The 21,467-nt window shown below is 65.4% G+C and carries 18 protein-coding genes and 1 riboswitch; of the genes, 7 read left to right on the forward strand and 11 right to left on the reverse strand.

The window, feature by feature from the left end; all coding sequences use genetic code 11:
- Window positions 1-2: 2 nt before the first annotated feature.
- From AKN83_RS05560 to AKN83_RS05580, 5 genes are read right to left on the reverse strand one after another with little or no spacing between them, the layout of a single operon-like run.
- Window positions 3-632, reverse strand: a complete 630-nt coding sequence (locus tag AKN83_RS05560) for a precorrin-8X methylmutase (protein ID WP_063695197.1) — start codon at window positions 630-632, stop codon at window positions 3-5.
- The gene (cobG, locus tag AKN83_RS05565; protein ID WP_050405046.1) at window positions 632-1,795 is read right to left on the reverse strand and encodes a precorrin-3B synthase; all 1,164 of its coding nucleotides are present in this window, start codon (window positions 1,793-1,795) and stop codon (window positions 632-634) included. Before cobG ends, AKN83_RS05560 begins: the two co-directional genes overlap by 1 nt.
- Window positions 1,792-5,040 carry a cobaltochelatase subunit CobN gene (gene cobN / locus AKN83_RS05570; RefSeq protein WP_050405047.1) on the reverse strand — a complete coding sequence of 1,083 codons (3,249 nt, stop codon included), beginning with the start codon at window positions 5,038-5,040 and terminating at the stop codon, window positions 1,792-1,794. The genes cobG and cobN overlap by 4 nt, the downstream gene beginning before the upstream one ends.
- On the reverse strand, window positions 5,040-6,074 hold the full coding sequence (gene cobW, locus AKN83_RS05575) for a cobalamin biosynthesis protein CobW (RefSeq protein ID WP_050405048.1): 1,035 nt from the start codon (window positions 6,072-6,074) through the stop codon (window positions 5,040-5,042). Before cobW ends, cobN begins: the two co-directional genes overlap by 1 nt.
- Window positions 6,071-6,445, reverse strand: coding sequence for a DUF1636 family protein (locus tag AKN83_RS05580; RefSeq protein WP_050405049.1), 375 nt, complete (start codon window positions 6,443-6,445; stop codon window positions 6,071-6,073). Before AKN83_RS05580 ends, cobW begins: the two co-directional genes overlap by 4 nt.
- Window positions 6,446-6,538: 93 nt before the next feature.
- Window positions 6,539-6,754: riboswitch (cobalamin riboswitch) on the reverse strand.
- Between the two features lie 36 nt (window positions 6,755-6,790).
- On the opposite strand from AKN83_RS05580, the gene cobO reads away from it, so the two are divergent.
- The gene (gene cobO / locus AKN83_RS05585) at window positions 6,791-7,444 is read left to right on the forward strand and encodes a cob(I)yrinic acid a,c-diamide adenosyltransferase (protein ID WP_050405050.1); all 654 of its coding nucleotides are present in this window, start codon (window positions 6,791-6,793) and stop codon (window positions 7,442-7,444) included.
- A 14-nt stretch (window positions 7,445-7,458) separates the two neighbouring features.
- Window positions 7,459-8,907, forward strand: a complete 1,449-nt coding sequence (locus tag AKN83_RS05590; protein WP_050405051.1) for a cobyric acid synthase — start codon at window positions 7,459-7,461, stop codon at window positions 8,905-8,907.
- Window positions 8,908-9,136: 229 nt separating this feature from the next.
- Here AKN83_RS05590 and cobD read toward each other — a convergent pair whose 3' ends face one another.
- The gene (gene cobD / locus AKN83_RS05595; RefSeq protein WP_050405112.1) at window positions 9,137-10,105 is read right to left on the reverse strand and encodes a threonine-phosphate decarboxylase CobD; all 969 of its coding nucleotides are present in this window, start codon (window positions 10,103-10,105) and stop codon (window positions 9,137-9,139) included.
- Between the two features lie 11 nt (window positions 10,106-10,116).
- On the reverse strand, window positions 10,117-11,058 hold the full coding sequence (cbiB, locus tag AKN83_RS05600) for an adenosylcobinamide-phosphate synthase CbiB (RefSeq protein WP_063695198.1): 942 nt from the start codon (window positions 11,056-11,058) through the stop codon (window positions 10,117-10,119).
- Between the two features lie 148 nt (window positions 11,059-11,206).
- Between cbiB and cobU the strand changes: the two genes are divergently transcribed.
- The 4 genes from cobU to AKN83_RS05615 all read left to right on the forward strand — a co-directional run bounded on the left by cobU (window position 11,207) and on the right by AKN83_RS05615 (window position 13,704).
- Window positions 11,207-11,710 carry a bifunctional adenosylcobinamide kinase/adenosylcobinamide-phosphate guanylyltransferase gene (cobU, locus tag AKN83_RS05605; RefSeq protein ID WP_050405053.1) on the forward strand — a complete coding sequence of 168 codons (504 nt, stop codon included), beginning with the start codon at window positions 11,207-11,209 and terminating at the stop codon, window positions 11,708-11,710.
- A 32-nt stretch (window positions 11,711-11,742) separates the two neighbouring features.
- Window positions 11,743-12,375 (forward strand): 5,6-dimethylbenzimidazole synthase, encoded by a 633-nt coding sequence (bluB, locus tag AKN83_RS05610; RefSeq protein ID WP_050405113.1) that lies wholly within the window; start codon window positions 11,743-11,745, stop codon window positions 12,373-12,375.
- The gene (locus AKN83_RS39470; protein ID WP_157113223.1) at window positions 12,353-12,523 is read left to right on the forward strand and encodes a hypothetical protein; all 171 of its coding nucleotides are present in this window, start codon (window positions 12,353-12,355) and stop codon (window positions 12,521-12,523) included. Before bluB ends, AKN83_RS39470 begins: the two co-directional genes overlap by 23 nt.
- Window positions 12,524-12,657: 134 nt before the next feature.
- Complete coding sequence (locus AKN83_RS05615) at window positions 12,658-13,704, forward strand: LacI family DNA-binding transcriptional regulator (protein WP_050405054.1); 1,047 nt, start codon at window positions 12,658-12,660, stop codon at window positions 13,702-13,704.
- A gap of 169 nt (window positions 13,705-13,873) precedes the next feature.
- Here AKN83_RS05615 and AKN83_RS05620 read toward each other — a convergent pair whose 3' ends face one another.
- Window positions 13,874-15,505 carry a flavin-containing monooxygenase gene (locus AKN83_RS05620; protein ID WP_050405055.1) on the reverse strand — a complete coding sequence of 544 codons (1,632 nt, stop codon included), beginning with the start codon at window positions 15,503-15,505 and terminating at the stop codon, window positions 13,874-13,876.
- Window positions 15,506-15,689: 184 nt separating this feature from the next.
- On the opposite strand from AKN83_RS05620, the gene AKN83_RS05625 reads away from it, so the two are divergent.
- Complete coding sequence (locus AKN83_RS05625) at window positions 15,690-16,916, forward strand: ABC transporter substrate-binding protein (RefSeq protein ID WP_050405056.1); 1,227 nt, start codon at window positions 15,690-15,692, stop codon at window positions 16,914-16,916.
- Window positions 16,917-17,134: 218 nt separating this feature from the next.
- Here AKN83_RS05625 and mmsB read toward each other — a convergent pair whose 3' ends face one another.
- The 3 genes from mmsB to chvE all read right to left on the reverse strand — a co-directional run bounded on the left by mmsB (window position 17,135) and on the right by chvE (window position 21,037).
- On the reverse strand, window positions 17,135-18,325 hold the full coding sequence (gene mmsB / locus AKN83_RS05630; protein ID WP_050405057.1) for a multiple monosaccharide ABC transporter permease: 1,191 nt from the start codon (window positions 18,323-18,325) through the stop codon (window positions 17,135-17,137).
- On the reverse strand, window positions 18,322-19,902 hold the full coding sequence (gene mmsA / locus AKN83_RS05635) for a multiple monosaccharide ABC transporter ATP-binding protein (protein WP_050405058.1): 1,581 nt from the start codon (window positions 19,900-19,902) through the stop codon (window positions 18,322-18,324). Before mmsA ends, mmsB begins: the two co-directional genes overlap by 4 nt.
- 61 nt (window positions 19,903-19,963) lie before the next feature.
- Window positions 19,964-21,037: a multiple monosaccharide ABC transporter substrate-binding protein gene (chvE, locus tag AKN83_RS05640; RefSeq protein WP_050405059.1), complete on the reverse strand. Its 1,074-nt coding sequence runs from the start codon at window positions 21,035-21,037 to the stop codon at window positions 19,964-19,966.
- Window positions 21,038-21,467 lie beyond the last annotated feature (430 nt).

The raw sequence follows: 21,467 nt of genomic DNA on the forward strand, positions 1-21,467 counted from the left end.
CGCTATTCGCTCCGGCTCGCCAGCGCGTTGACGGCGGCGACCGTGATCGCCGAACCGCCGAGACGCCCCTCGACCGTCAGCGCCGGCACCGGCGGCGCAGCCATCAATGCCGCTTTCGACTCGGCCGCACCGACGAAGCCGACCGGACAGCCGATGATCGCCGCCGGCCGCGGGCAATCGGAGTGCTCAAGCATGTTGAGCAAATGAAACAGCGCCGTCGGCGCGTTGCCGATCGCGACGATGGCCCCAGCCAGATGCGGCCGCCACAGTTCGAGCGCTGCCGCGGAGCGCGTATTCCGCATCGATTGCGCCAGTGCCGGAATCTGGGGATCGCCGAGCGTGCAGATCACGGCGTTGCCGGCCGGCAGCCGTGCACGCGTGATGCCCTCCGACACCATGCGAGCGTCGCAAAGGATCGGCGCGCCCGCCTGCAAGGCGGCGCGCGCACATGCGGCCATGCCGGGCGTGAAGCGGACATGCGCTTCGAGACCCACCATGCCCGCAGCATGGATCATGCGCACGACCACCGGCTCCTCGTCGGGCGTAAACCGGGCGAGATCGGCCTCCGACCGGATCGTCGCAAAGGACTGACGATAGATCGCCGCACCATCGGTCTCATAGACGTGCGGCATCAATGGCCTCCCATCAACACGGCGGAATTTGCAACGAGGTACGAAGCGGTCAAGCCTCGCAAGACCGGCGCATCCCGCGTGGTGCCATGACGGATCAGGTCAAAGCCCTCGCATGACGCAACGAGGGTGACGTCAGCCGAACCGGACTGGGCACAGCCCTTGGCGCAGCCGGACACATGAAGCCGGGCATCGGCCGGGACAGAAGATGTGAGCACGGACGCCAGTGCGCGCGTATCGGCATGCGCCTCACGACAGCGCGGTGCGCCGCTGCAAGCGATCACGCGGAGTACGGGATCATTGGGATCAGTGACGAGGTCCGTTCCAAAGGGCATCTCATGCATCCCCTCAGCCAGCACCATCCGCCACGGCGTCATGCGGAAAGCCTGCGCGCAACCGGCGAGATGGCCGAGTGTCTGCTGCGTCAGTTGTCCGAAGGCCACGCCAACCATCGCACCGGTCGGATAGAGCCCGGGCACAGGGTCCGCCGATTGGGTTATGGGCTCGGCGTCGCCGCGAAGCGACTGCGGCAAGCTCGCACCGCCGGCGAGGTGAGCCGCCATTCGTCGCTTCTCGCCCCTGGCTCCGCCGGAGACGACGAACCATTCCGCCAGCGACAGTGCGATCTGCACGGCCTCGCTGCGCGCGACGGAAAGCCCGAATTGTGCGCCATCGGCCCGCACCAGCAGCCCGCCATTGCGACCGCGCTCGATCCGGACATCCGCCGACGCGCCGGCGAGCACGCGCTCGCTGCCATCGTCGATCGCAAATCCGAACTTGGTCGGAAGATCGAGCGACACGCCGGCGAGCGTCCGCTCGAGTTCGGCTGCGAGCGGGCGCGTGTCGTCTCCGGCACTCCAGAAGGGCGTCACCAGAATGTTGCGCTGCGCCTCAGTTTCCGAATCCGGGTCCAGCAAGCCGAACTCGGCGAGCCCGCCGATCAGAGCCGGATAACCCTCATCGTCGACGCCGCGGATCTGGAGATTGGCGCGACTGGTCAGATCGATCAGGCCGTTGCCGTATCGCGCCGCTAGCTCGGCGATCCCCGCCGCCTGCGCGGCATCCAGCCGTCCGCCGCGCGGACGGATGCGCACCACGAGGCCATCGCCCGACTGCATCGGCCGGAGCGCGCCGGGACACCAGCCCTTGATCGCGATCGCGCTCATGAGGCCTCCTGCAGCGCCGCCGCAATCGAATTGCGCCGCGTCTGCCACAGCGAGGCGTCATGCAACCGGGTGAAGCAGGTTTCGATCGCAGCCAGTGCCGCCGGGTTCTCGCACGCCATGAAAGCGCGAACGTCGTCATTGCCGAGCGTCGCGTCGTAATAGAGGTCGAACAGATGCGGCGGCACCGCGCCTGCAAGATGCGCGAACGCCGCCATATGTTCCAGCGTCGCCGCTATCTCGGCGGCACCGCGGAAGCCATGGCGCATCATGCCGGCGATCCATGCGGGATTCGCTGCGCGCGTCCGCACCACCCGGGAGATTTCCTCGGTCAATGAACGGGCATGGGGCTGATCCGGCCGCGTCGCATTGAGGTGATAGAGCGACGGGGCCTTTGCGCCGAGCCGCCGCGCCGCAGCGGCGATGCCGGCCTCGTGCGCGGCATAGTCCGCCGCCAGCAGCAGATCGGTCTCCGGCAAATCCTGGGTATGGACGAAGCTGTCGGCAGCAGCGAGCCGCGTCTCGATGCCGGCACGATCGAGCCGGATCTCGCCATCGGATGCAATGGCCCACGACGATGCCGACAGCCAGGCTTCACCGGCCGCCTCGCGTGCCTCCTGTGTGAAAACGTCAGGGACAGCCGCGATGCCGGCGCCATAGTGTCCCGGGCGAGGACCGAACACGCGCGAGATGCGCTGCCGGTAAGGATTCTCGTCCGCCTCATCGCTGCGTTCGGCCAACGCCTCGGTCGCCGCTTCGAACAGCTGCGCGAGCCCCGAGAAAACGTCGCGGAACAGCCCCGACACCCGCAGCGTCACGTCGATGCGCGGCCGGCCGAGCTCCGCCGGCGCGATGATGTCGTAGCCCGACACCCGGCCCGATCCATGATCCCAGCGCGGCGCGATCCCGGCGAGATGCAAGGCCATCGCAAAATCCTCGCCAGCGGTACGCATCGTCGAGGAGCCCCAGAGGTCGACGACGAGCCCTTTCGGCCAGTCACCGTGGTCCTGCAAATGGCGGCGCAGCAGTTCCTCGGCGAGCTTGACGCCTTGCGCATGTGCCGACGGCGTCGGCACCGCGCGCGGATCGACCGCAAACAGGTTGCGACCGGTCGGCAGCACGTCGCTGCGCCCGCGATAGGGCGAACCCGACGGCCCCGGCGCAACACGCCGCCCCGCGAGCGCATCGCGCAGCGCCGCCCGCTCCGCCTCGCCGCAAGCGCCCTGCCCGAACACATGCAGGCCGTCGCCGAACTGGCTCTCCTTGAGATCGCAGACGAAGCGATCAATCTGCGGAATCGCCTCGGCCGCGGAGACTGATGCCGCGAGACCGAGATCGTCCTCCAGTCCGGCGATGCGGGCTTCCTCGCGGATCGCGGCAATCAGGCGCTGCCGCCGCGCCGGATCGAGACCGTCCGCCGTCGAATATTCATCGAGCAAACGTTCAAGATTGCGCAAGCCCTCCGGCATCGTGGCCGGTGCCAGCGGCGGCGGCAGATGGCCGATCGTCACGGCACCGATCCGGCGCTTGGCCTGCGCGGCTTCGCCGGGATCGTTGACGATGAAGGGATAGATGACGGGCAGATCGCCGATCAGCGCATCCGGCCAGCATGCGGACGACAGCGCAACCGACTTGCCGGGCAGCCATTCCAGCGTGCCATGCGCGCCCATGTGGACGACGGCATCGATGCCCTGCCGCCTGAGCCACAGATGGAACGCGACATAGGCGTGGCGAGGCGTGCGCGACAGATCGTGGTAGTCGGCGTCGCGCTGACCGACGTCACCGCGCTCCGGCTGAACCGCGATGATCGACTTGCCGCTCCGGATCGCCGCGAAATGAAATGCGCCGTCGCGGCAATCGGGATCATCTTCCGGTGCACCCCACGCGCGCGCAAGATCGTCCTGGAGCGGCTGCGGGAGGTTCGAGATCGTCGCACGATACTCGGCCACGTCCCATGTCAGCTTCCGGTGCAGCAGCATGCCACCCAGCGACTCCACCGGCTCAAGATCAAAGCCCGCGGCCGCGAGATCGGCCAGCAACGCCTCGATCGAGGCCAGCGCATCAAGGCCGACGGCGTGCGCGATCTGATGCGGACGGCCCGGATAGTTCGAGAGCACGAGCGCAAGCTGCTTCTCCTGCACCGGTTTGCCGGCAAGTCGGTGCCAGGCTGCCACGCGCCCGACAACCGCCGCGACGCGCTCAGCATCCGGGCGATGCGCAAGATGGGCGAACTGCAGATCGGGATCGCGCTCGCCAGGCGACTTGAAACTGACGACCCCCGCGAACAGGCGGCCGTCAACCTCGGGCAGCACCACGTGCATTGCGAGATCGCCGGGCGACAGGCCGCGCAGCGACAAGGTCCAGTCCTCGCGCCGCGCCGTCGACAGCGCGACCTGGAACACCGGACAGGATGCAGCGTCGAACGGCGTCGTGCCATCGTCACCGGCCGCGGAGAACGCGGTCGCATTGACGACAGCGGTCGGTGGGCATTGCGCGAACTGTGCCCGTAGCCAATCGGCCACCCCCGCCGCCTTCAGCGAAGTAACGAACAGCCCATGGGCATCAAAGCCCTTTCCGCGCAACGCCTCGATCAGCGCATCGATCGGCGCCGTGTCGCCGGCCGCGAGATAGGAGCGATAGAAGGTTACCAGCACTCGCGGCCGGCGATCCGGTGCCGGCAGCGCCGCAACGACACCGCGCCGGGAATCATAGACCCCGATTTCGGGAAGATCGATCTCGCCGACAACCGGTCCCGCATAAAGTCCGGACGCCAGCGCCAGTTGCGCGATCACGGCCTGCGCGGCAACCGGGCCGCCCTTGTCGCACAGCAGCTTCAGGCGGCGCAGCGTCGACACCGGCAAGGTCGAGAATTCATCGAGCCGCGGATCGTCGCGGCCATCCGCCGGCAGCACGACCAGGGCGATGCCGCGCTCCTTCGCCAGCCGATGCACCGCGGCCAGTCCATATGACCAGTAAGGCTCGCCACCTATCAGCCGCACCAGGATGCCGCGTGCCTGCGACAGCGTGCGCTCGATATAGGTATCGACCGACAGCGGATGGCGCAGCTCGGCGAGATTTGCGAGCCGTAGCGACGGCAGCGCGGCGCGGCCCCGCCGCCAGCCGGCCGCGAACGCGGCGAGATCGCTGTCGGAAAACGACAAAACCACGAGATCGGCCGGATCCTGGCCGAGGTCCCTTGGCGTCGCGGTCTCCTCAAGGCCGCGGCTCTCGCGGAAGACGACGTGCATCAGACACCTAGTCGCGCCCTGATCGCGGCTTCATCGATATCGCCGTGTTCGCCGATCACGACGAGCTTCGACTGTCGCGCCCGCACGCCCCACGGCATGTCGAACTGATGTCTCACCCGCTCGCCGACCGATTGCACCAATAGCCGCATCGGCTTGCCCTCGACCGCGATATAGCCCTTGGCGCGCAGCACGTTCTGCTCGCGCGCCAGCCCCTTGATCGAGGCGACCAGCGCATCGACATCAACGATCTCCGGAAGATCGATCACCACGGAATTGAAATCGTCGTGCTCGTGTTCCTCTTCGCCGTCGTGATGCGATGGCCGCGACGCGAGATCGTTCTCCGCCGCGGCCTCAAGGCCCAGGATCACGCGGGCATCGATGGCGCCGTCGACGACGGGCAACATCGGCACCTCGCGCGGCATCTCGGCAGCTATCACCGCCTTCGCAGCGCTGATCCCCTCCGCTCCCGCAAGATCGGCCTTGGTCAGCAATACAATATCGGCACAGGCGATCTGGTCCTCGAACACCTCCGATAGCGGCGTTTCGTGGTCGAGATTGTCATCGGCCGCGCGCTGCGCATCCACCGCAACGGGATCAGGCGCAAAGCGGCCGGCGGCAACGGCCTCCGCATCAGCCAGCGCGATCACGCCGTCGACGGTGATGCGCGAGCGGATCTCGGGCCAGTCGAACGCCTTGAGCAGCGGCTTCGGCAGCGCGAGGCCGGACGTCTCGATCACAATGTGATCGGGCCGCACGGGGCGTGCGAGCAACTGCTCCATCGCCGGGATGAAATCGTCGGCGACGGTGCAGCAGATGCAGCCATTGGCGAGCTCGACGATGTTCTCGGTCGGGCAATTGGCGTCGGCGCACGACTTCAGGATCTCGCCGTCGACGCCTTCGCTGCCGAATTCGTTCACCAGCACCGCAAGCTTCTTGCCGTTTGCATTGCGGATCAGATGCTGGATCAGCGTCGTCTTGCCGGACCCGAGAAAGCCGGTCACCACGGTGACCGGAACCTTGGTGAGCGTGGTCATTCGGCGGCCTCCGGCACGACGGGAAGAGGTGGAATTCGGGCAAGCGATTGCTTGCGGAAGATTTCGGGACGGCTGCGCCACGGCACGATGCCGTCAGGCGCCGACGCATAGGCAGAGGCGCCGGCGATCACATCCTTGGCATTGGCTTCGGACAGGCGGCCGTAGACATAGGACCACCGCCCCGGCGCGCTGAGCGCGATCGAGCAGCCCTGGCTGCAAGCCGACAGGCATTCGACGGGAACCAGGTTGACGTCATCGGGCACGCCGGCCTCGACGAGGGCGGCATGCAGGCGCGCACCGGGCGCGAGTTCACCTTCGGCCAGCGTCTGGCCCGCGCGACAGGTGATACAGACATGAAGTGTAACGCTCATCGCCCTTCCTGGATTGACTGCGGGAAGCGATGAGGCACACGAACCTGACGTGAACAGATTCGTTCCCCGTCGCGGAACACCCCGTCCGCCGGTCTCAAACACACTGCGTCGGCAGGTCTCCCGGCTTGCGGAGCAGGATTTCTCCCTTGATACCCACCTTCCCGACTCCATCAGGGAATCAGTGGCTTGGGCATCTCTCCGGTCACGGTCGCGGGGGCGGCTGCGCTTTGGGCAAACCTTGCGGTCTGAGCCCTATCGCATTCCCTCTTCGCCTGTCGTAGGACAGGAACCAACGCGGGGTCACCATTCGGCCTAGCCTCGCACTTGTCAAGCCGAAGGAACGTGATGATTTCTGATGGAGATGACGCTGAGGACGGCGCCGTCGGCACCGACCCTGCACTGGATGCGCGCCATGCGGCCAAGATGGCGAAAAAGAAGGTCGCCCGCGACAAGATCATGGCGACCAAGAGCGGTGAAAAGGGCCTGATCATCGTTCATACCGGCGCTGGCAAAGGAAAATCCTCCTCCGCCTTCGGCATGATCGTGCGCTGCGTGGCGCATGGCTTCCCCTGCGCCGTGGTGCAATTCATCAAGGGCGCCTGGGATACCGGCGAGCGCCGTTTGCTCACCGGGCATTTCGGCGACCTCTGTCAATTCCACGCGATGGGCGAAGGTTTTACCTGGGAGACGCAGGATCGCGCCCGCGACATCGCGGCAGCGCAGGCCGGCTGGGAAAAAGCCAAGCAGCTGATCGCAGACCCGAGCCTGCGCATGGTCGTACTCGACGAAATCAACATCGCGCTGCGCTACGATTATCTTGATATCGCCGATGTCGTCGACTTCCTGACCACGTCGAAGCCGCCGATGACGCATGTCGTGCTCACCGGGCGCAACGCCAAGGACGAATTGATCGAGATCGCCGACCTCGTCACCGAGATGATGCTGGTCAAGCACCCGTTCCGCTCCGGCATCAAGGCCCAGCCGGGCGTCGAGTTCTGAAGCGATAATCGATCATGGCGCGCGCATTGATGATCCAGGGAGCCGGTTCGGACGTGGGCAAGTCGCTCATCGTCGCCGGCCTCGCGCGCGCAGCCAAACGGCGCGGCCTGCGCGTGCTGCCATTCAAGCCGCAGAACATGTCGAACAATGCTGCCGTGACCGTCGACGGCGGCGAGATCGGGCGCGCGCAGGCGTTGCAGGCGCTCGCTGCCGGCGTCGAGCCGCACACCGACATGAACCCGGTGCTGCTCAAGCCGGAAACCGATGTCGGCGCGCAGGTCATCGTGCACGGCAAGCGGATCGCGACCGCCCGCGCGCGCGAATATGCCGCCATGAAACCGTCGCTGATGGGCGCGGTGCTGGAGAGTTTTGAGCGCCTGAAGGCGCGCGCCGACCTCGTGCTGGTCGAAGGCGCCGGCAGCCCCGCCGAAGTCAATCTGCGCAAGTCCGATATCGCCAATATGGGCTTTGCGCGCCGGGCAGATGTGCCCGTGGTCTTGATCGGCGACATCGACCGCGGCGGCGTGATCGCGCAGCTCGTCGGCATCCAGGCGGTGATCGATCCTGATGATGCCGCAATGATCCAGGGCTTTGCGATCAACAAATTCCGCGGCGATCCGACCTTGTTCGACGACGGCTACCGCCTGATCGAAGCCCGCACCGGATGGCGCGGCTTCGGCGTGCTGCCCTGGTTCGCGCGCGCCGGCGAGCTACCGGCCGAAGATGCGCTCGGGCTGGGCGAGGCGCGCAGGCCCGGCCAATGCAAGATCGCGTTTCTGGCGCTGTCGCGGATCGCCAATTTCGACGACCTCGATCCGCTGAAACTCGAGCCCGGTGTCGATCTCGTGATGGTGCGGCCCGGCGAAGCCATTCCGGGCGACGCGCGCCTCGTCATCCTGCCCGGCTCGAAATCGACCCGCGGCGATCTTGCTTTCCTGCGCGCGCAGGGCTGGGACATCGATCTCTTGGCGCATCATCGCCGCGGCGGCCATGTCCTTGGCTTGTGCGGCGGATACCAGATGCTTGGGCAAAGCGTCGCCGACCCTGAAGGAATCGAAGGCCCGGCCGGCGAAACACGGGGGCTCGGGCTGCTCGACGTCACCACCACCATGTCCGAACAGAAGACGCTGACCCGCGTCAGCGCGGTGCATGCGGCGACCGGTCAGCCGATCAGCGCCTACGAGATCCACATCGGGCGCACCGATGGTCCGGATCGCGCGCGGCCCTTCTCGATGCTCGACGGCGCGCCGGAAGGCGCCATGTCGCGTGACGGGCGTGTTCACGGCAGCTATCTGCACGGCCTGTTCACCTCGGACGCCTGCCGAAAGGCATTTCTTGCGCAGCTCGATATCCCCGCGGCGGATCAGCCGTACGGTGCCAGAGTCGGGAGCGCACTCGACGCACTGGCCGAGCACATCGAGACTCATCTCGACGTCGACGGCCTGCTCGCGCTGGCGCGCTAGCGCCGAATGAAATCAGCTCGAACAGCGACAGCGCTGTGCTCCCTCTCCCGTTCTTCAGAGGACGTCTGCCTGATTTCGGAATATTGGAGCAATATCCGTGAGTTGCCCCAAGTCGCCTGGTCGAATGCCGGCCGCTGCCGGCTACTGTGCATGGGGTTGTTTTCGATATTTTGGCAACGTCCTCCCCGGAAGTGACCGCACGCGGGGCGAGTTGCCGCCAAGTTCGCCGCTAGACCGAAGACAGCACCGCGGAAAGGCGCGACCATTCGGTCTCATTGCCAGGCAGACCGAGGCGCAGCCATTCTGGCTTCTGGCGGAACACCCGCGACCAGATCAGCCCACGCGCAAGTCGCTCCTGCGCAGCCAGCGCATCGCCGACGTTATAGAGGCGAAACAGCGGCGTGCCGCCGAGCAGCGTCCACCCCTTCGATCGCGCCGCCATATCGAGCCTGACACAGTCGTCCGCCAGCCGCGCAATCGTCGCAATTGCCCAGTCGCGATCGAGCAAGGCCCGTCGCCCGATCGCAATCGCCGAACCCGAGACCGGCCACGGTCCCGCCATCGCCGCAAGCGCGGCGATATCCGGCTCGCTGCCGACGGCGAAGCCGAGCCGCAAGCCGGCAAGTCCGTAGAACTTGCCGAATGAACGTAGGATCAGGAGGCCTGGCTGTCCTGCTTCTGGCGCAAGCGAGATGCCGGGTACCGCGTCCGCAAAACTCTCGTCGATGACGAGCCGGCCAACGCGCGGCAGCAGCGCGAGCAGTTCGTGCCGATCATGTTGTCTGCCATCCGGATTGTTCGGATTGACTACGACGGCAAGCTCAGCCTCTGCAAGCGCGGCAAGATCGGACACTTCGGTCACGTCCCAACCGGCGGCCGATAACATCCCGGCATACTCATTGTAGGTCGGCGCAAGAATCCGCGCTCGTCCGCGCGGCGCCAGATGCGGCAGCAATTGAATGGCGGCCTGCGCACCGCCCACCGCCACGATCGGCGCGTCGGTGCCGTAGGCCTTGCGCGCCGCGGCGTGCAGCGACTCGACCTCGGATTGCGACGGCAACGCGCTCCATTGCCGCAGCTCGACATCGACGAAGGGATAAGGCACCCGATTGATGCCGGTCGACAGGTCGATCCAGTCTTCCGCGGCGCCGCCGAAGCGCTGCTGGGCGACATCGAGATTTCCGCCGTGCTCGCGCATGCGCCGCTCCTTCACGCCAGCGCCAGCGCCACGAACGCCGCGGCCAGCAGCATCATGGCGTAACGATAGAGTTTCAGCCCGGCGAGGATGTCGGCGGCGGCCGGATCGCGCGCGCCCTCGTTGAGCCAGGGCTCATCGGCGATGTGACCATGATAGATGCGGGGCCCGCTGAGCCGCACGCCGAGCGCGCCGGCCATCGCGGCTTCCGGCCATCCGGCATTCGGCGAACGATGGCGCCGCGCATCGCGCAACATGCACGACCTGGCCTGAGGGCGCTTCGGGGCAAGCAGCACGAACAGAACACCCGTCAGCCGCGCCGGAATGAGATTGGCGAGATCGTCGATCCGGGCAGCGGCCCAGCCGAACGCCTCGTGCCGCTCCGTGCGATGGCCGATCATCGAGTCCAGCGTGTTGACCGCCTTGTAGCCGAGAATTCCCGGCAGCCCGAACACCGCGCCCCAAAACACCGGCGCCACGATGCCGTCGGATGCGTTCTCGGCGAGGCTCTCGATGCTCGCGCGCGCGATACCGGCGTCATCGAGCGTTGCCGGGTCACGTCCGACAATCTGCGCGACCGCCGAACGCGCGGCCGCGACGTCGCCAGAGACGAGCGGATGAGCCACCGCCGCAACATGATCATGCAGCGAGCGCAGCGCAACCAGCGGCCACGCGAGCACACCGACAAGGACGAGGCGAATCCATCCGGATGGCAGCAATGACTGCACGGCCCAACCGACCGTCGTCGCGAGCGCGATCACCAGGATGGCAGCCGCAACACCGGCGATACGCCGAAGCGCCGGCGGATCGACGGCCCGGTTCCAGGCGGTATCGACGAGATGGATCAGCCAGCCGAGCCAGGTCACGGGATGGCCGACGCGGGCAAACAGCCAAGCCGGCCAGCCGATCAAGGCGTCCACAGCCATCGCCACCGCCATCGCTCCCGCAAAACCCACGCACCTCTCCTCACTACGATCCTCTGATGCGCAAGACGTCGGCGGAGTGCAAGCCCTCCGTGGCTGATTTCGGCTTTGTCTTTTGCCGCGATTGGTGGTTAGAGCGTTTTTGAGGCGAAACGGACACCGGTTCGCAACGGGAGACCACATGGCCGTCATTCTGATCACCGGCGGAGCCCGCTCCGGAAAAAGCCGCCGCGCCGAATTGCGCGCGCGCAGCTTTCCAGGTCAGCCGGTCTACGTTGCGACCGCCGAGGCGCTCGACACAGAGATGGATGAGCGCATCGCCAAGCATCGCGCACGGCGCGGCAGCGACTGGATCGAACGCGAGGTGCCGCTAGATCTCGTGGAGGCGCTGGCCGAGACCGATGGCGGCGGCGCAAGGTTGGTCGATTGCCTGACGCTGTGGCTGTCCAACCTGTTGCATGCGGAGCGCGACTGGTCGCGGGAAGTCGCGCGGCTGGCGGACGCTTTGCCCCGCCAGCGCAGCCCCGTCATCATGGTCACCAACGAGGTCGGCCTCGGCATCGTACCCGACAACGCACTGGCGCGGAGCTTCCGTGACGCCGCAGGCCTCATGAACCAGAACATTGCAGGTGCGGCGGACGAGGTCGAGTTCGTCGTTGCGGGCCTGCCGATGAAGCTGAAATGAGCAACACGATCGATCCCGGCAAAGGCCCCGCGATGGTCGCATTCGACGATGCGTTTCGCCGACAACTGCACGAGCTGTTCGTGTGGCGACGCGATGTGCGGCGCTTCCGGACTGATGCGCTGCCGGACGGCACGATCGAGCGGCTGATCGAGATCGCCTGCCTGTCGCCTTCGGTCGGGTTGAGCCAGCCCTGGCGGTTCGTCATTGTCGACGATGCAGCGCGGCGCCGCGCTGTCATCGAGGATTTCAAGACCTGCAACGCCGACGCGCTGCGATCCTATTCCGGCGAGCGTGCCGCGAAATATGCGGCGTTGAAGCTATCCGGCCTCGAAGAGGCGCCCGGTCATCTGGCCGTGTTTGCCGAGAAGAGCGACCAGATCGGCTCCGGCCTCGGACGTGCGACGATGCCGGAGACGACGGAATACTCGGTGGTGGCTGCGATCTGTTCGATGTGGCTTGCCGCGCGCGCGGAAGGCATCGGCCTCGGCTGGGTCTCGATCTTCAATCCAGTCCGCGTTCACGAGATCCTGGAAATACCGGCCACGTGGAAGTTTATCGGCTACCTCTGCATCGGCTACCCTCAGGGGGAATGCGACCGTCCGGAGCTCGAGCAGGCCAAGTGGGAATCACGGCGAGGTCCGGATGAATTCACCATCCGACGCTGACGGCGCACCGGTCAGTGGCGCCCCGAACAGCGCGGCCCACTGGCGCGCCGACATCACCTCCCTGGTCTTTCCGCTCCCGGAGCACGGCGTGATCTGCGCGGTGCACAGGGGCGCGTTTCGCCAGCACGAGACCTCGGCATCGGCGTGACGCCAGAGCCGTCGCGACAGGAATCATTTGAGATTCGGGGCGGAGCCTGATTAGGTTTGGTGATGCCGCCTGTTGCGCGCCGCAATTGGCGCGCCTGACCGCGGCAATGCCGAACCGACGGGGCCCGACCACCGATGATCAAAGCGCGACGGACACGACCGACGATTCGTGACGTCGCGGCCGAGGCCGGCGTCTCCGTCTCGAGCGTCAGCCGCACGCTCAATGGCGGCATCTATACCAGCGCGGAACTGCATGCGCGCATCATGCGCGCAGTGAAGCGCCTCGGATTCGAGCCCGATCAGGCGGCGCAGGCGCTGCGCTCGCGGGCCTCCAACACGATCGGTTGCATGGTGGCCGATTTTTCCAATCCGCACTACACCGGCATGGTGAGCGCAGCGGAGGAGGAATTCCAGCGCGCCGGCTTCCTCTTGATGCTGGCGGCGACCAAGCATGAGGAGGCGCGCGAGGCGACGTTCCTGTCGGCGGTGCGGCGGCGCCAGATGGACGGATTGCTGCTGTTCGCCGGCGACAATTCGCACAGGGATTTCATGAAGGGGCTCGCCACGCTCGACCTGCCCTGCGTCACCGTTGACCGCGAAGTGCCTGATAGCGTGATGGTTCGGGTCGATCACCGCGGCGGCGCGCTGGAGGCGACGCGCTATCTGATCGGCCTCGGCCATCGCCGGATCGCGCTGCTCACCGGCAGCGCCGCGGTACTGCCGAGCACGGAACGGCTCGCCGGCTATCGCCAGGCGCATCAAGAGGCGAAGATCGAGGTCGACCCGACCCTGATCCGTCCGCACATGCCGGGCGCCAACACCGCCTTCAGCTCGGTGTGCCAGTTGCTGCAGATGACGAGACCGCCGACCGCGATCATCTCGCTCGGCACCAGCATGCTTGCCGAAGTGCTCGAGGCGATCACCAGCAACGGCCTGCGCTATCCACAGGACGTCTCGATCGTGTGCAGCGGCGACACCGATCTCGCGCGCCATGCGACGCCCGCGATCTCAGCCTTGAGCTGGGACATGAACGAGGTCGGCCGCACCGCCGCGCGGCTGCTGCTGGAGCGCATCCGCGACAAGGACAAGTCCGGCAGCAGCGCCCCCGTGTTCCTGCCGACGCGCCTCATCCTGCGCCACTCCTGCGCCGCACCGGCGACAACCACGCGAGGACGGAAGTAGTCCGGCGAAACGCCTGAGTTCTGAAAACGGTTCCAGCTTTTCAGGTCGAATAGTTCCATCCACGTCATTGCGAGCGAAGCGAGGCAATCCACTGCCACCGAGTCTGCGGAACGATGCATTGCTTCGCTTCGCTCTGAATGACGGAGAGAGAGCACCCATAGCGCCGCTCTCAGCGGAGCACAAACCCTTCATATCCGCGCTGCGCGATCTGCGCGATGCGGTGGCGATAGCCCTGGCCGACATAGGGCATGAACACCCGCGGCTTGCCCGCGATATTGGCGCCCTGGTACCAGGAATTGGCCTTCGGATAGAGCGTGCGGCTGGCGGCGTCGGCGACATGCGCCATCCAGGCGCGCTCGGCGTCGGGCTCCGGCTCGATCCGCGTCAATCCCCTGGCGCGCATGCTGCCAAGACAGGCCGTGATCCACTCGACATGGTTCTCGCAGGCGTGGATCACATTGCCGATCACAGAGGGGCTACCCGGCCCGGTCACGACGAACAGGTTCGGAAACCCCGAAACCATCAGGCCGAGATAGGCGCTGGGGCCATCGGCCCACGCCTCCTTCAACGTCGCGCCGTTACGCCCGCGGATCTGCATCGCGGCGAGCGCCCCCGTCATCGCGTCATACCCCGTTGCCAGCACCAGCGCGTCGAGCGTGAACGACCGCGTCGCGGTCTCGACGCCGGTCTCGGTAACTGATGTCAGCGGCTCCGTGCGCAAATCGACCAGCTCGACATGCGGCAGATTGTAGGTCGCGAAATAGCCGGTATCGATGCAGATGCGCTTGACGCCGAGCGGATAATCCTTCGGCGACAGCGCCTCCGCCGTCGCCGGGTCATTCACGATGCCGCGGATCTTGTCGCGGACGAAATCGCAGGCGACGTCGTTGACGGCCGCGTCGGTCAGGATGTTCGGGAATGCGGTCAGGATGCCACCGCCGCCCTGTTCCCACAGCTGTTCATAGCGCGCCCACTGTGCGTCACGCTCGGGCACCGGCGCGTCGAATGCATTCGCAGGCACCCGCCCGAACTCCGGGCTCTCGAGGCTCTCGCGATATTTCGCGATCACGGGCTCGGCGGCTGCGATGTCGGCATCGGACAGCGGCGCGTTGCGCGCCGGCACCGAGTAGTTCGGCGTGCGCTGGAATACGGTGAGGCGGCGCGCCGCCTTTGCGACCATCGGGATCGTCTGCACACCCGACGAGCCGGTGCCGATCACGGCAACGCGCAAGCCGGAGAAGTCGATCTCCTGATGCGGCCACTGCCCGGTGTGATAGACCGGCCCGTGGAAACGCTCGAGGCCCGGCAGCTTCGGCTTGTTGGGCACCGAGAGATTTCCGGTCGCCATCACGCAAGTCGATGCGACGATGCAATCGCCGCGATCGGTACGGACGGTCCAGCTCTCGGCCGCCTCGTCCCAATCGGCATCAGTCACGCGCGTGTCGAAGCGGATCAGGGAGCGCAGCGCGAACCGATCGGCGACATGCTGCGCATAGCGCAGGATCTCCGGCTGGGCCGCGTACTTCTCGCTCCAGCGCCATTCCCGCCGCAGTTCCTCCGACCAGGTGTAGGAATAAAGCAGGCTCGGTATGTCGCAGCGCGCGCCGGGATAGCGATTCCAGTACCAGGTGCCGCCGACGTCGGACGCCGCCTCGATGCCGATCACCTTCAGCCCGAGTTCGCGCAACCGGTAGATCGCATAGAGCCCACCGAAGCCGGCGCCGACCACGACGACATCGCATTCGGCAACCAGCGGCGGCCTCGACCCATGATCCGGGCTCGTCTGCTCCAGTCTGCTCATTTGTCACATCTCTCCGGCCGCAGGAATATTGCCATCGGTGGGAACGCGCGCTAATCTGGAAACGTTTCCAGTCCGGAAGCGCATACGATAAACTTCGCCGGGCGTCAACGCGCCGGTCCCTCGAGGAGCGGGCCGGCGCGTACGTCACAAGGCGATCAGCGGATCATTAGGGAGTGACCCAGGGATGTTGGACGGATTTTGGCTTCGCGCATGCGTGGCGGTTGCGGCAACGATCGGTGCGCTGTCGCCGGCGCTCGCACAGACGAACTACGGTCCCGGGGTCTCGGATACCGAGATCAAGATCGGCAACATCATGCCCTATAGCGGTCCCGCGTCCGCCTACGGCGCGATCGGCCGGACCGAAGCGGCCTATTTCAAGATGATCAACGACCAGGGCGGCATCAACGGACGCAAGATCAACTTCGTCAGCTACGACGACGGCTTTTCGCCGCCGAAATCGGTCGAACAGGCGCGCAAGCTGGTCGAGGGTGACGAGGTGCTGCTGGTGTTCCAGCCGCTTGGCACCGCGCCCAATGTCGCGATCCAAAAATATCTGAACGGCAAGAAGGTCCCTCACCTCTTCATCGCATCGGGCGCGACGCGCTTCGGCGATCCCCAAGGCTTTCCCTGGACCATGGGCTGGCAGCCGAACTACCAGAGCGAGGGGCGGATTTACGCCAAATACATCCTGGACAAATTCCCGAACGGCAAGATCGCAGTGCTCTGGCAGAACGACGATGCCGGCAAGGATGCGCTCAAAGGGTTGCGCGACGGCCTCGGCGACAAGGCGAGCAGCATGATCGTTGCCGACAAGTCCTACGAGCTGACCGATCCGACGCTAGATTCGCAGATCGTGGCGCTGCGCGCCTCCGGCGCCGACATCCTGTTCACCTGGGCGGCGCCGAAGGGCGCGGCGCAGACCATCAAGAAGGTCGCCGAGCTCGGCTGGAAGCCGACCTTCTTCCTGACCTCGACGGCAACGTCGGTCGCCTCTGTGATGCGCGCCGCCGGCACCGAGCATTCCCAAGGCATCATCTCGGTCGCCTACCTCAAGGATCCGACCGACACGATCTGGCACGACGATGCGGAAACCAAGGAATGGCGGGCCTTCATGGACAAATACATGCCCGATGGCGACAAGACCAACGGCAATCACGTCTATGGCTACGCCGCCGCGCAAACTCTCGCGCAGGTGCTCAAGCAGTGCGGTGATGATCTCACACGCGAGAATGTGATGAAGCAGGCCGCCGGCCTGAAGGACTTTGCGCCGAAGATGATCCTGCCCGGGATCAGGATCAACACCAGTGCGAACGACTTCCGTCCGATCGAGCAGTCGCAGCTGATGCGGTTCGAGGGCGAGAGCTGGAAGCTGTTCGGCAACGTCATCACCGGCGAGGTCGGTAGCGAATAGCGCCGCGGTGGCCTCTGTTCAACGAGAAGTGGGACGAGACGCAAAGCCGGACAATCCGTGTCGCGAGAGCGTGCACGTATGACTCACGGACCGTGCAACGGTGCGGCCGACCTCGGCGAGGATGTTTCCGATGTTCAGCGCATCGGCATGGACAGCTTCACGCGGCATTCTCCTGCGTTGCGCGGGCATCCTAGCGCAGGATCATGACTGGGCGGCAATCAGCGGCGCTGGTTGTAGACATCGATGCAGACGGCACCCAGCAGCACGAGGCCCTTGATCACCTGCTGATAATCGATGCCGATGCCGAGGATCGACATGCCGTTGTTCATCACGCCCATGATCATGGCACCGACCACCGCCCCGCCGACCCGGCCGACGCCGCCATAGGCCGAGGCGCCGCCGATGAAGCAGGCGGCGATCACGTCGAGCTCGAAGCCGAGGCCGGCCTTCGGTGTCGCGGTGTTGAGGCGCGCTGCAAACACCAGGCCGGCGAGCGCGGCCAGCACGCCCATGTTGACGAAAGTGAAGAAGGTCAGCCGCTCGGTCTTGACGCCCGAGAGCTTCGCCGCCTTGGCGTTGCCACCGACCGCATAGACCTGCCGGCCGATCACGGTCCGCCGCGTCACGAAACCGTAGAGCGCGATCAGCACGGTCATGATGACGAGCACGTTCGGCAGGCCGCGATGCGAGGCGATCAGATAGGTGAAGTAGAGCACCGCGCCCGCCAGCGCGATGCTCTTCGCCACAAAGAACGCGTAGGGCTCGACCTCGATGCCGTGCGACTGCTCCCGCGCCCGGCTCTTGGCGCTTGCCAACACCAGCGCGAATGCCAGCACGACGCCGATCAGGAGCGAAGTCGGATAGAGCGTGCCGGCGCTCGGAAACAGCTCGGGGATGAAGCCCGACGACAGCTTCTGAAAGGTCGGCGGAAACGGCCCGACCGACCGGCCCTGCAGCACGGCGAGCGCAAGGCCCTTGAACACCAGCATGCCCGCGAGCGTCACGATGAAGGACGGAATCTTGAAATAGGCGACCCAGTAGCCCTGCGCCGCGCCGATCGCGGCACCGATCAAAAGACAGACGATGAAGGCGATCGGATAGTCGACATGGTAGGTCACCATCAGCACCGCCGCGACTGCGCCGACGAAGCCCGCGACCGAGCCGACCGAGAGGTCGATATGCCCGGTGACGATCACCAGCAGCATGCCGAGCGCCATGATCACGATATAGCTGTTCTGCAGCACGAGGTTGGTAAGGTTGACCGGCTGCAGCAGCGTGCCGTCGGTCACGATCTCGAAGAACAGCATGATCGCGAGCAGCGACAGCAGCATGCCGTAGTTGCGCAGATTGTTCTTGATGAAGCCGGAATGCCTGGGGGTCTCGGGAAGTGACACCGTCTTGTCGGTCATTGTGCTGTGCCTCCCGCCCGCGCCTCACTGGCAGGGGCGCCGCTTCCGGACATCCTGACATTGCGCATGATGGCCCGCATGATCTTCTCCTGCGTCGCCTCGCCCTTAGCGAACTCGCCGACGAAAGCGCCGTCATTCATCACACAGATCCGGTCGCAGATGCCGAGTAGTTCCGGCATTTCCGACGAGATCACCACGACGCCCTTGCCGGCCTCCGCGAGCTCGTTGATGATACAATAGATCTCGTATTTTGCCCCGACGTCGATGCCGCGGGTGGGCTCGTCCAGCAGCAGCACCTGCGGATCGGTCATCAGCCATTTCGACAGCACCACCTTCTGCTGGTTGCCGCCCGAGAGCTGCCCGGCCTCCTGATAGACGTCGGAACAGCGGATCCGCATCCGGTTGCGGTAATCGCTCGCGGCCTTCAGTTCGACGACGTCGTCGATCACGCCGCGATCAGCGACCTGACGCAGGCTCGCCAGAGTGACGTTCTTGCGGACGTCGTCGGCGAGGATCAGGCCCAGCTGCTTGCGGTCTTCAGTGACATAGGCGAGGCCGGCATGGATCGCATCCGGCACGCTGGTGAGGTTGGCCTCGCGTCCGTCAAGGCTGATCCTGCCGGAGATATTGTAACCCCAGGCCCTGCCGAACAGGCTCATGGCGAACTCGGTGCGGCCGGCGCCCATCAGGCCGGCGATGCCGACCACCTCGCCACGGCGCACCATGAAATCGACGTTCTTGATCACCTGCCGGGCGGTATGCAGCGGGTGATACACCGACCAGTTCTGCACCGTCATCACGGGATCGCCGATCGCGACGTTCCGCTCCGGGAAGCGATGCGCGAGATCGCGATTGACCATGCTGCGGATGATCCGGTCCTCGTCGACCTGCCCTGTCTTGCAATCGATACTGTCGACCGTGCGGCCGTCGCGCAGCACCGTGATCCGGTCGGCGACCCGCGCGACCTCGTTCAGCTTGTGCGAGATCAGGATCGAGGCGATGCCCTGCTCGCGGAACACCAGCAGCCGGTCCAGCAGCGCGGCACTGTCGGCCTCGTTGAGACTCGCGGTCGGCTCGTCCAGGATCAGGAGCCGCACCCTTTTCGAGAGTGCCTTGGCGATCTCGACCAGCTGCTGCTTGCCGACGCCGAGATCGGTGACGAGAGTGTCCGGCGATTCCCGCAGGCCGACCTGTGCCAGCAGCTCTGCCGTCCGCCGATACACTGCATTGCGGTCGACCACACCGAACCGCGACGGCGCGCGCGACAGAAAGATGTTCTCGGCAATCGACATCAGCGGGATCAGCGCCAGCTCCTGGTGGATGATGATGATCCCGAGCGCCTCGGAGTCGTTGATATCGCGGAACCGGCGCTCTTCGCCATCGAACAGGATCGACCCTTCGTAGCTGCCGGCGGGATAGACCCCGCTCAGCACCTTCATCAGGGTCGACTTGCCCGCGCCGTTCTCGCCGACCAGCGCATGGATCTGGCCGGCTTCCACGGTGAAACTGACGTCACGCAAGGCCTGCACGCCGGCAAAACTCTTGCTGACGTTGCGCATCTCAAGCATCGCCGTCATCGGATCATATTCCGCAACGTCACTCGGCCTCGGCACTATCAGCCCGCTCCGCTCGTCCGCCTTAGTCGAATTGCGCGCGCTTGTAGTAGCCGCTGTCAATCAGGACTTTCTCCCAATTGGTCTTATCCACCACGACCGGCTTGAGCAGATAGGATGGAACCACCTTGACCCCGTTGTTGTAGGTCTTGGTGTCGTTGACCGTGACCTCCTTCTTGCTCAGCACGGCGTCGACCATGTCGGCCGTGACCCTGGCGAGATCGCGGGTGTCCTTGAAGATCGTCGAGTATTGCTCGCCGCGCAGCATCGCCTTGATCGAGGGCACCTCGGCGTCCTGGCCGCTGATGAACGGCATCGGCTGGTCCTTGCTGCCGTAGCCGACGCCCTTCAGCGAGGAGATGATGCCGATCGACAGGCCGTCATAGGGCGACAGCACCGCGTCGACGCGCTTCTTGCCGTAGAAGGCGCTGAGCAGGTTGTCCATCCGCGCCTGCGCGGTCGCACCGTCCCAGCGCAGCGTCGCGACCTTGCCCATGCCCATCTGGCCGCTGGCGACCACGAGCTTGCCGCTGTCGATATAGGGCTTCAGCACCGACATCGCGCCATCGTAGAAGAAATAGGCGTTGTTGTCGTCGGGCGAGCCGCCGAACAGCTCGATGTTGAAGGGGCCCTTGCCGTCCTTCAGTCCGAGCGCCTTCTCGATCGATTGCGCCTGCAGCACGCCGACCTGGAAATTATCGAAGGTCGCGTAATAGTCGACGTTCGGCGTATCCCGGATCAGGCGGTCATAGGCGATCACGGTGATGCCCTGGGCCTTGGCCTGCTTCAGCGCGTCGGACAGCGTGGTGCCGTCGATCGCCGCGATGACCAGGACTTTGGCGCCCTTGGTCACCATGTTCTCGACCTGGGAGAGCTGGTTCGGGATGTCGTCGTCGGCATATTGCAGGTCAGTGCCGTAGCCGCGCTCCTTCAGCACCTTGACGATGTTGTTGCCGTCGTCGATCCAGCGCGCCGAGGATTTGGTCGGCATTGCGATCCCGACGGTCGGCTTGGCCTGGGCCATGGCGTCGCGATCGAACGCCGTCGCCGCAAGGCCGGCCAGCGCGAGCGCGAACAAGGTGGTTTTCAATTTGAACATGCTTCACTCCCTTGGTTTTTTGATTTTGGGGTACTGCCGCCTTGGACAGCGTCAATCGACCGCTATCGTTCGTGGGCCGGCGACAGATCTGCGGCGATGTCGGATCGGCGCCGGAGCCGTCACGAACCAAAACAGCGGAATGTCGGTTGAATCCATCAAGAGCGCCAAATGCTCACTCCCGCACGATCAGCTACCGGAATTGTCGGCGAGCGTCAGCGTCCGCCCGACTCTTTTTTGGTGCGGCACCGCCGCTCACAATCTTCGGTAGAAGACACCCCGAGTATCATATGGATGCAAGCATCGGCCAGCCATTTATTTAGTCAACAGAATAAATTTATTGGGGCTATGGGGATCATGAGGCGCTTTCTCCCGGAATTGCTGGCAAGTCCCGCGGTCAACCAAGTGACGCGGCACTCTTTCTGGCAACTTT

The sequence above is a fragment of the Bradyrhizobium embrapense genome, from assembly GCF_001189235.2.
GTDB classification, from domain to species: Bacteria; Pseudomonadota; Alphaproteobacteria; order Rhizobiales; family Xanthobacteraceae; genus Bradyrhizobium; species Bradyrhizobium embrapense.

Coding starts and splice junctions, on each gene's coding strand:
- cobN (WP_050405047.1), bottom strand. CDS start 5,040: ATGCACGTCGTCTTCCGCGAGAGCCGCGGCCTTGAGGAGACCGCGACG.
- AKN83_RS05620 (WP_050405055.1), bottom strand. CDS start 15,505: ATGAGCAGACTGGAGCAGACGAGCCCGGATCATGGGTCGAGGCCGCCG.
- cobO (WP_050405050.1), top strand. CDS start 6,791: ATGATTTCTGATGGAGATGACGCTGAGGACGGCGCCGTCGGCACCGAC.
- AKN83_RS05560 (WP_063695197.1), bottom strand. CDS start 632: ATGCCGCACGTCTATGAGACCGATGGTGCGGCGATCTATCGTCAGTCC.
- bluB (WP_050405113.1), top strand. CDS start 11,743: ATGGTCGCATTCGACGATGCGTTTCGCCGACAACTGCACGAGCTGTTC.
- AKN83_RS39470 (WP_157113223.1), top strand. CDS start 12,353: ATGAATTCACCATCCGACGCTGACGGCGCACCGGTCAGTGGCGCCCCG.
- AKN83_RS05590 (WP_050405051.1), top strand. CDS start 7,459: ATGGCGCGCGCATTGATGATCCAGGGAGCCGGTTCGGACGTGGGCAAG.
- AKN83_RS05580 (WP_050405049.1), bottom strand. CDS start 6,445: ATGAGCGTTACACTTCATGTCTGTATCACCTGTCGCGCGGGCCAGACG.
- cobD (WP_050405112.1), bottom strand. CDS start 10,105: ATGCGCGAGCACGGCGGAAATCTCGATGTCGCCCAGCAGCGCTTCGGC.
- mmsA (WP_050405058.1), bottom strand. CDS start 19,902: ATGACGGCGATGCTTGAGATGCGCAACGTCAGCAAGAGTTTTGCCGGC.
- AKN83_RS05625 (WP_050405056.1), top strand. CDS start 15,690: ATGTTGGACGGATTTTGGCTTCGCGCATGCGTGGCGGTTGCGGCAACG.
- cobU (WP_050405053.1), top strand. CDS start 11,207: ATGGCCGTCATTCTGATCACCGGCGGAGCCCGCTCCGGAAAAAGCCGC.
- cobW (WP_050405048.1), bottom strand. CDS start 6,074: ATGACCACGCTCACCAAGGTTCCGGTCACCGTGGTGACCGGCTTTCTC.
- AKN83_RS05615 (WP_050405054.1), top strand. CDS start 12,658: ATGATCAAAGCGCGACGGACACGACCGACGATTCGTGACGTCGCGGCC.
- chvE (WP_050405059.1), bottom strand. CDS start 21,037: ATGTTCAAATTGAAAACCACCTTGTTCGCGCTCGCGCTGGCCGGCCTT.
- cobG (WP_050405046.1), bottom strand. CDS start 1,795: ATGAGCGCGATCGCGATCAAGGGCTGGTGTCCCGGCGCGCTCCGGCCG.
- mmsB (WP_050405057.1), bottom strand. CDS start 18,325: ATGACCGACAAGACGGTGTCACTTCCCGAGACCCCCAGGCATTCCGGC.